The sequence below is a fragment of the Brachybacterium avium genome, from assembly GCF_002216795.1.
Classification (GTDB): domain Bacteria; phylum Actinomycetota; class Actinomycetes; order Actinomycetales; family Dermabacteraceae; genus Brachybacterium; species Brachybacterium avium.
The window spans coordinates 1,069,108-1,081,477 of the sequence record NZ_CP022316.1; the positions used below are offsets into that span (position 1 = coordinate 1,069,108).

Sequence of the window (12,370 nt, forward strand, 5' to 3'; positions counted from 1 at the left end):
GATAGCTCCTCGGCTTCGACGAGAATCCAATCCCCATCTTCAAACTGGATCTCGATTAACGAGTCCCCCGGACCGGAGCCCCGAACTTCGTTCATCGCGTAGACAAGCTCACCGTCTCGGGCTAGTGCGTTTGCATCTCGGGTTCGCTTTACAGTGAACGTTCCGATGGGTGACCCGTCAGGGTTGCTGGGCTCCAGCGCACTATCGCGCTTCCGGCGATACTCGCCAAGGCTGTGTACTGTCATTTAGTCACTCCGGAACGTTGAAGGTGTAGTTCCACTGGAACCGGCTCGCGCGATGCAGGCCGATCGCGTACTCGATGGGCACGCCACTGCCGTCATACGTCCTCCTGCGCATCTCGACGATCGGTTCGCCGATGCCCATCTCGAGGGACTGGGCCTCGTCGCCGTCAGGCAAACGTGCGTGCAGCCTCTCGTTGATGCTGTGCGGCTCGTGCCCTAGATCAGTCAGGACTCGGAACGCTCCCCCGTGCCCTGCCGGCCCCTGCTCTTCGCTCATGAGCAGCGTGCCCTTGGCGATGCGGTGCGGGTAGTAGCTCACCAGAGTGTGCGTGACGGTACCTCGAGCATCACGGATCACCCGCGCTCTCCGCACGACGTCTTCTCCCTCGTCGATCTCTAGTCGGCCAGCCATCTCCTCGGTGGCTGGCTCGATGGAGATCTCCGTGGACTGTGCAGCCGGCTGCCAGCCGCGCTCGTCCATGTAAGGGGCTCCGTCTTCGGCCTCTGTGGGCCGCTCCCATCGACGTCGCGAGTAGCGATCCATCCCCACTTTGCGAAGTGGGATCTGCGGAAGCACCACCGTGCCCTGACTGCGCCTCGATTGAACAAGCCCCTCGCGCTCGAGCAGCTTCAGCGCAGCAGACACAGTATTCACGTTGACGTCGAACTCTGTGGCCAGCTCCGACTGGCGGGGCAGCACCGTGCCCTCGGCGTACTGCCTTTCGCGCACGCGAGCACGAAGCTCGTCGGCGATCTGCACGAACTTGGCGACCATACGAACCTCACCTAGGGATAACTGGGGCCTCGATCCTATCCCTAGTTGACATCGGGCCGTTGGCATGCCAGTCTCGGATCAGTAGTTATCACTAGGGATAGCTGCCGAAACGGCTCAACCACTAGGAGTAGGCATGGCAGTCCAGACCCGGTTCCCCGTCCAGATGGAGGACGTGTTCCCGCAGGGTGCGTACATGATCGGCGAGGTCATCGCCGCCGATGACTTCGACAAGAAGCGGGCCGGCGAGGTCGACCCTCAGCTCCGAGACAAGATCTCGGGCCAGCGTGTCTGGCAGGTCCGGGTGCTCGATCCCGACCCGGAGAGCCGGAAGGGGCAGGCCGAGGTGACCGTGAAGGTCTCCTCCGACCACCAGCCGGTGCCGCCCAAGGGACCGACCACCGGCCCCTTCCGCGCCGTCGCCTTCGAGGGACTCACCCTCACGCCGTACGTCGACACCAACGGGAACTTCCCGAAGATCGCGTACTCGCTGAGGGCCACGGGCTTCGCCGAGGCGGCGTGATCATGGAGCGGAAGGCGATGCGTCTGCTCAACGTCGCAGCGATCGGGATCCTGCTCTGGCAGGTCATCCCGCTCGGCTGGCAGCTGGCGTTCGGGGGTGCGTGAGCGATGCACACCGCCTCCCTCGCCTTCCGCTTCGGCCTCGCCGAGCTGCGATGGATCACTGCTGCCCTGTGGGGTCACGTGCGATGGTTCCATCGATTCTGGTTCGTCGTCGCGATGTTCACCTGGCTCACGGCTGACCTGTTCGAGAGTTGGAAGCCCTTCGCCATCGTCGGAGCCATCTCGCTGTACTTCGCGCTCTGGGCCCGGCTCTACCCCGAGACCTACTCCCGAGCCATCTCCCGCCCGCTCTGGCGTCGGGAACTCTGGCTGGATCTGCTCGAGATCTGGCCGCTGCTCATGGAAGAGTGCGGGCTCTCCTCGGTCGTCATCGACCGGGCGGGAGAGAAGCACCTGCGCGTTCCCTCGATCGCCAGCAAGCACTGGCGTCACAACGAGCTCGTTCTCGCTCCCGCTCTCCTCACCGGACAGACTGTCGAAGACTTTCAGGCAGTCGCTGATCGGCTGCGGACCACTGTGGGCGCTACTCACATTCGGGTGACCGGAGACCTCTCCCCCATCCTCAGTTTCACCTTCGACGATGCCCTCGCTGAGACCGTGAACCGCGGCCTCCCCGACGCTGAAGAGCCATGGGACGGTCGCTCGGTGTGGATGGGGATCGACACGACGGACGACGACTGGCGGCTCCGTATCGTGGGCACCCACACCCTCGTCGCCGGCTCCTCCGGCTCCGGCAAGGCATCGCTCGTCTGGGGCGTCACCATCGGCCTCGCTCCCGCCATCGCACGCGGCGAAGCACAGGTACACGGGATCGACCTCAAGGGCGGCGTCGAGCTGGGCATGGGCAAGGACCTGTTCACCCGCTATGCGGTCACTCCCGCTGAGGCCGTGGTGGTCCTCGAGGACGCCGTCGAAGCGATGAGCGCTCGCCTCGAGCGGATGGCCGGGAACACCCGCCAGCACATCGCAAGTGCCGATGAGCCGCTTGTCGTCGTCCTGATCGACGAGGTCGCCGCGCTCACGTCATACATCGAAGACCGCGACCTCAAGAACCGAGCCCGCACCGCAATGTCGCTGCTCTGCTCGCAGGGCCGTGCCGTCGGCTACACCGTGGTCGCCTGCCTCCAGGATCCCCGGAAGGAGACGATCCCCAACCGTGGTCTGTTCACTCAGATGGTCGGGCTTCGTCTGCGTGATCGGGAGGAGACCTCCATGGTCCTCGGTGACGGCGCTATCGCTTCGGGAGCACTCTGCCACAAGATCCCGCTCGCCTCGCCGGGCATCGGCTACGTGGTTCCCGAGGACGGCTCCGAACCCGTCCGCGTGCGCGCCGCCTTCGTCGACGACGACCTGATCCGTGCCGCGGCCGAACGGTTCCCCGCCCCGTCGAAGATCCCCGTGGTGATCCCGGAGCCGACGGAGAAGCCGCGCAGCTCTCGGGCACGCACCCGGACCAAGCCCGACACGGAAGGAACGGCATCGTGAGCGCCAGCGATCTCTACTCCCTCGACGTGGAAGAGCCCACTGCACTCACGCGAATGCTCTCCGACGGCTTCGAAGACTGGTCAAAGCAGGTCGCCTCGACGGGATTCTGCTCCCGCCCCGTCCGCCTCTTCGGACAGGCGCGCACCTTCGATCGCAGGTCCGGACAGCACCTGAGCACCTTCGACAGTCGCAGCCTGCCCGACAGCGTCCTCTACGTCCGCTGCGGCAATCGCCGTGCCTCCCGCTGCCCCTCGTGCTCCCATGAGTACCGGGGCGACATGTGGCACCTCCTCTCCGCAGGGGTCTCCGGCGGGGACAAGGGGGTCCCGGAGAGCGTCTCCGCGCACCCGCTGGTGTTCCTCACGCTGACCGCCCCCTCGTTCGGCGCTGTGCACTCCTCGACTCGCCCTGGTGCCCAGCCTCGGCCTCGCACCGTCAACGCGCCGCCGGGACTGTGCGAGCACGGCCGCCCTCGTCGGTGCACGGAGCACCACGACGTCGACGATTCTCAGGTCGGTCAGGCGCTGTGCCCGGACTGCTACGACTACGAGGGCCAGGCGGTCTGGCAGTGGCACTGCCCCGAACTGTGGAGGCGGTTCACGATCCACCTGCGCCGCCTCGTCGCCGCTCACCTCGGCATGAGTGAGAAGGCCTCGCGGGACCTCCTCCGCGTGCAGTTCGCCAAGGTCGGCGAGTACCAGAAGCGCGGCGCGATCCACCTGCACGCCCTCGTTCGCCTCGACGGCGCCCCGTCAGACGACGACCCCTTCCCCTCTCCTGCCGTCGATGTGCCCGCCTCGTGGCTCGCCGAGCGGTGTCTTGAGGCCGCCCGCGACATCGAAGTCGATGCCGCTCCGGTCGACGCCTACGACTCCGCCCGCGGGCTCCGCTTCGGTCGCCAGGTCGACGCTCGGCCCGTCCAGCGCCACTCAGACGATGACGGCGACGTCTCCCCCGAGATGGTCTCGGCCTACCTCGCCAAGTACGCGACGAAGGCAGCCGGTGATGTCGCTGTCGACGGCACTCCGAATCGCCACCTGAAGCAGCTCCGAGAGACCTGTCTCGAGCTGTGCGGTCGCGCGCTCCTGCACGAGGGGTTCTCCAGTCCGTACGCGCTTCTCGGCAAGTGGGCCGACGCCCTCGGCTTCCGCGGACACTTCGCCAGCAAGTCCCGGCGGTTCTCGACCACCCTCGGCAGGCTCCGCGATGCACGGCGCAAGTACCACCACGACCGCGAGCAGCACGAGACACACACAGACCATGCGTCGACGGACGATCCGCTCGACGCCGCCGAGCACATCGTCGTGCTCAACGAGTTCCGCTTCGTCGGACAGGGCTGGCTCACCCCCGGTGATGCCGAACTCGCCCGCTCCGCCGCTGACGCAGCACGCGAGTGGAAGGACGCCCGACGTGCTGCACGCCAACCCCACAAGAAAGGAAAGAGTCATGGACAAGCTCTGCTTCACCGCTGAGGAGGTCGCTGATCGGCTCAGCGTCTCCAAGACACGGGTGTACGACCTGATGCGCTGCGGTGAGCTTCCCAGCGTCAAGCTCGGCCGCTCCCGACTGATCAAGGCCGCTGATCTTCTCGCGTACGTCGAGAACCTTGAGCCGGCCCCCGTCGTGGCATGAGCCGCTCGAACGGGGAAGGCAGCGTCTACCGTCGCCAGGACGGTCGGTGGACGGGTGCTGCCTACGTCCTCACCCCGGAGGGCACGCGCAAGCGCAAGGCCGTCTACGGGAAGACACGGAAGGAGGCCTACGACATGCTCGCCGCGCTTCAGGAGAAGTCTCGAGCCGGCATCGCCGCCACCCCGGGCCGACTGACAGTCCAGGCGTTCCTCGAGACATGGATGCGTGACGTCCAGGAGGCACGCCTGAGCCCTGCGACCTTCCAGACCTACGAGGGGTACATCCGCAATCATCTGGTCCCTGTGCTGGGGGCGAAGCGGCTCGGCCAGCTCACGGCGGCGGATGTCCGCGCGTTCCTCGCGATCAAGGCTCGCGAAGGCAAGAGTCCGGCCACCGTCAAGCAGATGCACGCCATCCTGCGGTCGGCGCTTCAGCACGCGATGCGCGAGGATCTGGTGCCCCGGAACGTCGCAAAGCTCGTCGTGGTGCCCACGCCTCCGAAGCAGGACGTCGAGCCGCTGACTCCTGAGGAAGCCCGCACCCTTCTCAAGACAGCGCAGGGGACCTCCTGGGAAGCGCTGTGGACGCTGTACGTGGGTCTCGGCCTCCGACGCGGCGAAGCGCTCGGACTGCGCTGGGGAGACATCGACCTCGAGAACGGCTACCTCAACGTCGCCCAGTCCCTCCAGCGGTCGCGGGGCGAGCTGCGGCTGAAGAGCCCCAAGACCGACACCTCCCGGCGTCGAGTCGTGCTCCCCGGATTCTGCATCGACGCACTCATCCGGCACCGCACCTCCGAGCGAGAGAAGCTTGCTTCGCTCGGGCTGCCCATTGACCAGGCGACGCTCGCGTTCACCTCCCAGGCCGGCACCGCGATCGAACCCCGCAACGTGAACCGGGCCTTCGAGGCACTGCTGAAGAAGGCCAAGCTGCGCCGGGTCAAACTGCACGACCTTCGCCACACCTGCGCCTCGCTGCTGCTCGCGGAAGGCGTCGCCCCTCGCGTGGTCATGGAGCTGCTGGGACACTCCGCCATCGCGGTCACGATGAACACCTACTCGCACGTGATCCCGGCCCTCCAGGACGAGTCCGCGAAGCGCATGGACGCGCTCTTCGGAGACGAAAGTACGAAACTACGAGAGACCGAGTAAACGGAAACCCGAAAGTACGAATCTACAGGTCGTCTTGCGTTTTTGATTGCATCCACCTACGTTCTTTGCCAACCGAATTGACGAGGAGAATCTCCATGCGACACCCGCTCGTTCCGTCCCTCGAGGTTCTCGGAGCCATCGCCGTGGGCGACCTGTCCGCGCAGTCGTTCTTCGGCAGCAATCCGAAGAGTGAGGATCACGCCACGCCGGACAGCTCCTCGTACCTGTCGAACTCGGCCTCCTCGCGACCGGAGCCGATCCTGTACGTCGACCGGATGCCGAGACGGCGACATACTGACGACTGCGTGATCGACGTGGGCTTCATCGCCGCGTGGCGCTCCCTGAACGGCGCATCGCAGGGAGTCCTCTTCCCGAAGATTGACGAAGCTCGTCAGTTCATCCGTCTCGCCCGCCGGGGCGTCCACACTCGCAAGACGTTCATCTTTCGCGCGGCATCGATCGCCATGTTCAATGCCAAAACAGGTGAGGACGATCAAGCCATCGTCGTCGATGCGCAGCTCCACAATGAACGGTCCGACGGCACGCCCGAGTGGATCACTCCCTGGCGCGTCGACCCCATCCCCCGCACATAGAACTCCAGGAGGTTCCCCTTGGATCTCATCGAACGCGCCGAAGCCATTGCGCACCGGGCCCATGCCGGGCAGACCGACAAGTCTGGCCTGGACTACATCGACCATCCCCGTCGCGTCGCGGAGCGCGCAGCGCTCATCGCTCCGGCCGATCTGCGTACCGAGTGCATCGCGGCAGCCTGGCTCCATGACGTCGTCGAAGACACCGACCTGACCCTCGAGGATCTGCGAGAGCTGGGACTCTCTCAGCTCGTCCTCGAGGCGGTGGACCGGCTGACGAAGAAGCCCGACGTCGCACGAACCGACTACTTCGCGGCCATCCGGGCCCATGCAGTCGCTCGAGTCGTGAAGGCCGCAGACCTCATCGACAACACCGATCCGGAGCGCGCCGCCCTGCTCGACGAGACGACGAGGAACCGTCTCGCGGAAAAGTACGCAGCATCCTGGGCGCTGCTGCTCGGTGACGCCTAAAGATGGTCGACTTCTACCGCGTCTTCCACGACCACCACCCCGACGAGAACGGCATCATCGTCGCTGACGACGGAGTGTCGGAGTACGCGTACCTGGCGAACACCGGGCTGTGGCATCGGGAGCCGATCGCTGGGCGCATCGTCCTCTTCGGCGACGAGCACTACACCCGCGTCCGCATTGGAACTGGGGAGGTGTACGAACGCATCGGTCAGTGTCGACCGATCTGGAACCAGGGCTTCGGAGCGAAGGTGCTCCGCTCACGACGACTCCAGCCCGATGCCGAGAAGCGGACCAGCTTCGACCTCGGTCTCGATCCCGCGAGAGTCCCTCCCCTCGCCGACGACGCGTGGCGCCGCCTCCCGCTGGTCGATGACGACCCCTCTCCGGAGCACCTGCGCGTCGCCAGCATCTGGGAGCAGGAGTCCGAGGGCCTCGAGTGGTCCGACTGCGGCCATCGCCCGCTCACTGTCGAGCTGCTGATGGCAATCGCCGAAGAGGTCGTCGCGGTACCGGTGCCTCAGCACCTCAGGCACAGCGACGTCGCCGCCATCCTGAAGGAGCTGTGGGGCCTGCGGTCGGTCTGCCACTACTTCCGGATGGCTCTCGAAACGGCCGCTCTTCGAATCAACGTGACCGTCGACGCCAGCTACGAGCTCCCCGTCGCACTGGCCATCGCCAAAGATTTCAGCGACCGCTGGGACGGCTGCCCGGACGAGGAACGCGCGAAGATGAAGGACGGTCGCGATGGGCGCTGACAGCGCACGTACGTTCTTCACTGCCGACACCCACTTCGGCCACCGGCTGATGGTGCTCTATCGCGGACACGCTCTCGGCGCGGACTCTCGGGACGACGTCACCCTCGAGCAGGTGCGCGCTCACGACGAGGACATCGTCGCCTCATGGAACAGCGTTGTAAGCGCTGAGGACGTCGTCTGGCACCTCGGCGACCTCACCCTCAAGCACACCACCGAGATCGCAGACACCCTCCGTCGACTCAACGGGCGCATCCGCCTCGTCCTGGGGAACCACGACCGCGCGCATCCGCTCTTCCGCGAGCGCGCCATCGCTGCCCAGCAAGAGCTTCTCCGCAGCGGGGTCGAGTACGTCTGCACCGCAGCGCGAGTCACGATTCCGGGTGGAAACTCGGGCCGGTTCCCGGTGATGCTCTCCCACTTCCCCTACAGAGACTCCTACGGAGAAGACCGCCGGTTCCGCGCATGGCAGCTCGAATATTCCGGCGACTGGCTCCTCCACGGGCACACGCACTCGCACGCGGCGATGCACGCTGAGCTTCCTCGACAGATCCACCTGGGGTGGGACGCCTGGCGCAGGCCGGTGAGCGAGACCGAGATCCTTCATCTCATCCGCAGCGCATAGGTCAGACGCTCGGACGAAACGCTCGGAGTGTTTCGGCTAGCTATCGAGTTCTGTTCGCGAACGGCTTCGCCCCACCGTGCGCTTCCTGGAACTTCGCGATGAGCCCTGACTCAGCGGCTCGTGTGCTGAGTCCGTCATACGTCCCCGGAAGCTTCCGCCACGCGACCGTCAGGCTTTCAGGGTCTGAAAGCTGCCAGATCGCCCTCCCACCCTTGTGGTTGAGCCCGGTCCCTTCCCCAAACTTGCGGTACTGGCGCAGGCGGTTCCGAAGACTGGTCCCTGCTCTCCCAATATTCAACACTCGAGCATTCGAGACCCATCGTGAGCGCAAGTCTGATTCGGAGTAACTGCTGGCCTGCCGAGCAGTGGCATGCGGCCTCTCCGCCAGCATCTCAGGTACTGCGCCGCTCTCTCTCAAGACTGCGTATACGCCGGGCACACGCGGGACAGTGGAAGTATCGAGCGTCGCGAGCGGTAGGAACCCCTCCCAGCCTCTCGCCTCCAGCCCTGCACTGTTCCAGGCATCCGGCGTGAGCTCGTCGACAGTAGGAGCGTCGGGGTCGGTACTTCGCATCCATATGAGGATGTCGGCCACACGCAGAACTGATAATTCGCGCCCGTCAGGAGTTCGGTATTTCCGAGCGAGTTCGTGGAGCCGTTCTGCGTTGTCGCGAACGTCTTCCCAGAGCAGACGGTAGAGCTTGTCATCCTGCTGCTTGTTGACCCCGTAGAAGCTCCGTACGCGTGAATCGATGATGGGCACCACGTGGGGAACGTGACGGTGGAGGACCTTGGACACCGTGACGCTGGTCCACCCGTCGACCTTCTGTGCCGCCTCGTTCGCTCTCTTCAGAGAAGTCAGCGCCAGATCGAGCTCGCCAGCGCTCTCATACTCCTCGAAGGCTCGCGCCTCGCGAAGATTGCTGAGCGCCGCGTTCATCGACTCGAGCAGCTTCTGGGGAGCGCCGTCACCCTTGGCGAAGAGTGGGATCACGTCACTGGCACTCAGACGCAGACTCAGCAGGTTCGCAGCGAGGATGTCTTCAGGACGCAGCTGACCGCTGTCATTCGCTGGCCGAGCGTCGTACGTCCGAAACGCATACATGCCTCGTGCTGAGGTATAGGCATCGAGCAGACCGGCAGCGACGTCCTGGCGCTGAGCTAGATAGTTCACCTCTGGAGCATCTCAGAAGCTTGGTCTCCGCGCCGCGGGAACTGCCGGATCCGCCAACGAGCGCATCGCACGTTGCTGTCAGCCCCTCCCGCACAGCCGCGTTGCTGTCAAAGCTGCTGTCAAACCCGGTTCGGAGGTCTTCCCCTAGGGGAAACTTCTCCGACCTGACCTGCGGTGGGCCCGGAGGGGATCGAACCCTCGACCCGCGGATTAAAAGTCCGATGCTCTACCACTGAGCTACAGGCCCGTGCCCGCCTCGCGGCGAGCCAGACCATCCTAACGGCGTCGGAGCACGCGACAGGACGGGCCGCGCCCGAGCCGGATGACGGCTCGCGCACGGCCCGTCGCCCCTAGCAGCGCCGTCGGCCTGTGCCGGCAGCGCTGCTGGCGGGCTCAGACGGTGACCTCGTCCACCTCGCGGGCCTCGTCCGCCTCACGGGCGTCCTGGTAGTCGCAGACGTCCTCCCCCACCCAGACCTCGACGTTCTTGATCTCCGGGAGGTCGGAGGCCAGGAAGATCGGGTCCAGGCCCTGGGCGCGCTGGGCGTTGAAGTGCCGCAGCAGCTTCACTGCGGTGGGGGCCAGCAGGGCGATCACCACGAGGTTGATCAGGGCGATGAACACCATGGACACCCCGGCGATGGTCCAGGCGAGGTCGACCGCGATCATCGAGCCGACGAGCACCAGGCCGGTCACGGCGACGCCGAAGGCGATGTGCCAGCCGCGCCTGCTGGTGATGAAGTGCATGTTCGCCTCGCCGTAGGAGAAGTTGCCCAGCACCGAGGTGAAGGCGAGCAGGAACATGATCGCGGCGAGCAGGATCGCGGACCAGCCGCCGAGGTTCGTCGCCAGCGACTCCTGCACCATCATCAGGCCCTCGCCGCCGGCGCTGACGTCCGGGAAGGAGACCAACACGATGAAGGCGGTGATCGTGCAGATCAGCAGGGTGTCGAAGTAGACGCCGAGGGTCTGCACCAGGCCCTGCTTGACGGGGTGGCTGACCGAGGCGGTCGCGGCGACGTTCGGGACCGAGCCCATGCCGGCCTCGTTCGAGAGCATGCCGCGCTGGACACCGTTGACGATGACCGCGCCGAAGCCGCCGCCGATCGCGGCCTGCGGGCTGAACGCCTCGGTGACGACCTGGGTGATCACCCGGGGCAGCTCGCCGAGGTTCATCCCCACGATGATGAGGCCGATCAGCAGGTAGATCGCGGCCATGATCGGGACCATGTTCTGGGCGACGGAGGCCACGCGGCGCATGCCGCCGAAGACGATGACGCCGGTGAGCACGGCCAGCAGCACCCCGAGCGCGAGAGGCAGCCAGCTCAGCTCGGCCGGATCGACATACACGGCGACCGCACCGGTGACGGCGTCGACGATGGTGTTGGCCTGCAGCGAGGTGAAGGCGAAGGCGAAGCAGAAGATGAACAGCACCGCGAAGAACAGCCCGAACTTCCGGCTGCCCAGCCCGCGGGCGATGTAGAAGGCGGGGCCGCCCTTGTAGGTGTCGTCGGCGCGGGTCTTCCACAGCTGCGCGAGGGTGGACTCGATGAAGCTCGCCGCCCCGGTGAGCAGGCACATCACCCACATCCATAGCACCGCTCCCGGCCCGCCCAGGAAGATCGCCCCGGCCACGCCGGAGATGTTCCCGGTGCCCACGCGGGCCGCGGCGGAGACGGAGAACGCCTGGAAGGCGCTGAGCGACTTGGTGCGCTCGGCGCGATCACGGCCCGAGCCCACCTCCTCCCGCTGCGCCTTCTGGGTGATGGCGCCGAACATCGCCGGGATCATCCTCAGCTGCACGGCGCCCGTGCGGATCGTGAAGTACAGGCCGAGCAGGATGACCACGGGCATCCCTGCCCAGGTCCAGAGCCAGCCCTCGGCGTTGCCGAGGAACTCGTTCAGTGATTCGAGGGGATTCATGACGATGACGGTAGCGGGAGCGACCCCGCCACCGCCCCGCCGGGAACTCCGGGACCCCTCCCCCACGACCTTCACGCTCCGCGCGCGCGTAGATGTGTCCCGCATCGCGGTCATGTGGTGCACGCCACACCAGCGCGGCACCGACTCCGACGGAGGCCGCCAGGAAAGGCGCATCGCCGCAGGTCGACATGAATGATCAACGGTTGTCCGACAATCCGATTCCCGGACGCCGGATCGTCACAGTTGCGTCACGACACTCCGTGGGCACCCCCCTGCGACCACCCCGGGGGCTCCACATTCGTCGCCGCTCTCGATACCGTGGACAGCGATATGGGCCAGTTGATGACGCACAGCGCAGACCACCCGTCCACTCCTGACAAGACCGCCGGAGCAGCCTCCGACCTGGATTTCCGTCCTCCCACCATGGAGGAGGGCGCCGCCATGTGGCGGATCGCCCGCGACAGCGGCACGCTCGACCTGAACACCTCGTACGCCTACCTGATCATGGCCCGCGACTTCGCAGCCACCTCGCGGGTGGCAGTCGCCGCGGGCGAGCCGGTCGGGTTCGTGCTCGGCTACCAGCGCCCCACGGCGCCGGAGCGGCTGTTCGTCTGGCAGATCGCGGTCGACGAGTCCCAGCGCGGCCGGCGCATCGCCGCCCGCCTGCTGGACGCCCTGCTGGCAGACCTTCCCCACGTCACCACGCTGGAGACCACCATCACGGCGGACAATGCCGCCTCTCAGCGCCTGTTCGCCTCCTTCGCGGAGCGTCACGGCGCGAGCCATCACGTCGGCCCGCTGCTGACGGAGGCCCACTTCCCGGATTCCGGCCACGGCGCCGAGCTGCTCCACGAGATCAGCGAGCTGCGCAGCGACACCTGAGCCCGCGCATGCCCGGCCGCTCCGTCGGCCTTGAGATCCATCGGTGCAGGCGCCCCTGCGCGCCGCCGCGCCACCCACAGACCATC

General features: G+C 66.2%; 13 protein-coding genes and 1 tRNA gene. 10 read left to right on the plus strand and 4 right to left on the minus strand.

The window, feature by feature from the left end; genetic code table 11:
- Positions 1 to 249 precede the first annotated feature (249 nt).
- On the minus strand, positions 250 to 1,017 hold the full coding sequence (locus CFK39_RS04900) for a GntR family transcriptional regulator (protein ID WP_172805641.1): 768 nt from the start codon (positions 1,015 to 1,017) through the stop codon (positions 250 to 252).
- 133 nt (positions 1,018 to 1,150) lie between these two features.
- Here CFK39_RS04900 and CFK39_RS04905 point away from each other — a divergent pair, with 133 nt between their 5' ends.
- The 9 genes from CFK39_RS04905 to CFK39_RS04940 all read left to right on the plus strand — a co-directional run bounded on the left by CFK39_RS04905 (position 1,151) and on the right by CFK39_RS04940 (position 8,305).
- The gene (locus CFK39_RS04905; protein WP_089064522.1) at positions 1,151 to 1,537 is read left to right on the plus strand and encodes a plasmid replication, integration and excision activator; all 387 of its coding nucleotides are present in this window, start codon (positions 1,151 to 1,153) and stop codon (positions 1,535 to 1,537) included.
- A 107-nt stretch (positions 1,538 to 1,644) separates the two neighbouring features.
- A complete protein-coding gene (locus CFK39_RS04910) occupies positions 1,645 to 3,084 on the plus strand; it encodes an FtsK/SpoIIIE domain-containing protein (protein WP_089064523.1) in 1,440 nt (479 codons plus the stop codon).
- Positions 3,081 to 4,556, plus strand: coding sequence for a replication initiator (locus tag CFK39_RS16160; protein WP_157697069.1), 1,476 nt, complete (start codon positions 3,081 to 3,083; stop codon positions 4,554 to 4,556). Before CFK39_RS04910 ends, CFK39_RS16160 begins: the two co-directional genes overlap by 4 nt.
- Entirely contained in the window at positions 4,531 to 4,716 is a 186-nt protein-coding gene (locus CFK39_RS16165) for a helix-turn-helix domain-containing protein (protein ID WP_053917083.1), read from the plus strand. Before CFK39_RS16160 ends, CFK39_RS16165 begins: the two co-directional genes overlap by 26 nt.
- Positions 4,713 to 5,867 (plus strand): tyrosine-type recombinase/integrase, encoded by a 1,155-nt coding sequence (locus CFK39_RS04920; RefSeq protein WP_089064525.1) that lies wholly within the window; start codon positions 4,713 to 4,715, stop codon positions 5,865 to 5,867. The genes CFK39_RS16165 and CFK39_RS04920 overlap by 4 nt, the downstream gene beginning before the upstream one ends.
- 95 nt (positions 5,868 to 5,962) lie before the next feature.
- Positions 5,963 to 6,460 carry a hypothetical protein gene (locus CFK39_RS04925; protein WP_089064526.1) on the plus strand — a complete coding sequence of 166 codons (498 nt, stop codon included), beginning with the start codon at positions 5,963 to 5,965 and terminating at the stop codon, positions 6,458 to 6,460.
- Positions 6,461 to 6,478: 18 nt separating this feature from the next.
- The gene (locus CFK39_RS04930) at positions 6,479 to 6,928 is read left to right on the plus strand and encodes an HD domain-containing protein (RefSeq protein WP_089064527.1); all 450 of its coding nucleotides are present in this window, start codon (positions 6,479 to 6,481) and stop codon (positions 6,926 to 6,928) included.
- 2 nt (positions 6,929 to 6,930) lie between these two features.
- Complete coding sequence (locus CFK39_RS04935) at positions 6,931 to 7,683, plus strand: hypothetical protein (protein WP_089064528.1); 753 nt, start codon at positions 6,931 to 6,933, stop codon at positions 7,681 to 7,683.
- A complete protein-coding gene (locus tag CFK39_RS04940; protein ID WP_089064529.1) occupies positions 7,673 to 8,305 on the plus strand; it encodes a metallophosphoesterase in 633 nt (210 codons plus the stop codon). The genes CFK39_RS04935 and CFK39_RS04940 overlap by 11 nt, the downstream gene beginning before the upstream one ends.
- Before the next feature lie 40 nt (positions 8,306 to 8,345).
- Here CFK39_RS04940 and CFK39_RS16170 read toward each other — a convergent pair whose 3' ends face one another.
- The 3 genes from CFK39_RS16170 to CFK39_RS04955 form a co-directional block, all read right to left on the minus strand.
- Positions 8,346 to 9,479 carry a DUF6308 family protein gene (locus CFK39_RS16170; protein WP_157697070.1) on the minus strand — a complete coding sequence of 378 codons (1,134 nt, stop codon included), beginning with the start codon at positions 9,477 to 9,479 and terminating at the stop codon, positions 8,346 to 8,348.
- 175 nt (positions 9,480 to 9,654) lie between these two features.
- Positions 9,655 to 9,726: transfer RNA gene (locus tag CFK39_RS04950), tRNA-Lys, on the minus strand.
- A 146-nt stretch (positions 9,727 to 9,872) separates the two neighbouring features.
- Positions 9,873 to 11,402, minus strand: a complete 1,530-nt coding sequence (locus CFK39_RS04955; RefSeq protein WP_089064531.1) for an alanine/glycine:cation symporter family protein — start codon at positions 11,400 to 11,402, stop codon at positions 9,873 to 9,875.
- A 342-nt stretch (positions 11,403 to 11,744) separates the two neighbouring features.
- Between CFK39_RS04955 and ectA the strand changes: the two genes are divergently transcribed.
- Positions 11,745 to 12,284: a diaminobutyrate acetyltransferase gene (gene ectA / locus CFK39_RS04960; protein WP_089066292.1), complete on the plus strand. Its 540-nt coding sequence runs from the start codon at positions 11,745 to 11,747 to the stop codon at positions 12,282 to 12,284.
- Positions 12,285 to 12,370: the final 86 nt, after the last annotated feature.

Bases quoted from the DNA above. Each gene is read 5' to 3' on its own strand.
- CFK39_RS04900 (WP_172805641.1), bottom strand. From the start codon at position 1,017: ATGGTCGCCAAGTTCGTGCAGATCGCCGACGAGCTTCGTGCTCGCGTG.
- CFK39_RS04905 (WP_089064522.1), top strand. From the start codon at position 1,151: ATGGCAGTCCAGACCCGGTTCCCCGTCCAGATGGAGGACGTGTTCCCG.
- CFK39_RS04910 (WP_089064523.1), top strand. From the start codon at position 1,645: ATGCACACCGCCTCCCTCGCCTTCCGCTTCGGCCTCGCCGAGCTGCGA.
- CFK39_RS16165 (WP_053917083.1), top strand. From the start codon at position 4,531: ATGGACAAGCTCTGCTTCACCGCTGAGGAGGTCGCTGATCGGCTCAGC.
- CFK39_RS04920 (WP_089064525.1), top strand. From the start codon at position 4,713: ATGAGCCGCTCGAACGGGGAAGGCAGCGTCTACCGTCGCCAGGACGGT.
- CFK39_RS04925 (WP_089064526.1), top strand. From the start codon at position 5,963: ATGCGACACCCGCTCGTTCCGTCCCTCGAGGTTCTCGGAGCCATCGCC.
- CFK39_RS04935 (WP_089064528.1), top strand. From the start codon at position 6,931: ATGGTCGACTTCTACCGCGTCTTCCACGACCACCACCCCGACGAGAAC.
- CFK39_RS04940 (WP_089064529.1), top strand. From the start codon at position 7,673: ATGGGCGCTGACAGCGCACGTACGTTCTTCACTGCCGACACCCACTTC.
- CFK39_RS04955 (WP_089064531.1), bottom strand. From the start codon at position 11,402: ATGAATCCCCTCGAATCACTGAACGAGTTCCTCGGCAACGCCGAGGGC.
- ectA (WP_089066292.1), top strand. From the start codon at position 11,745: ATGACGCACAGCGCAGACCACCCGTCCACTCCTGACAAGACCGCCGGA.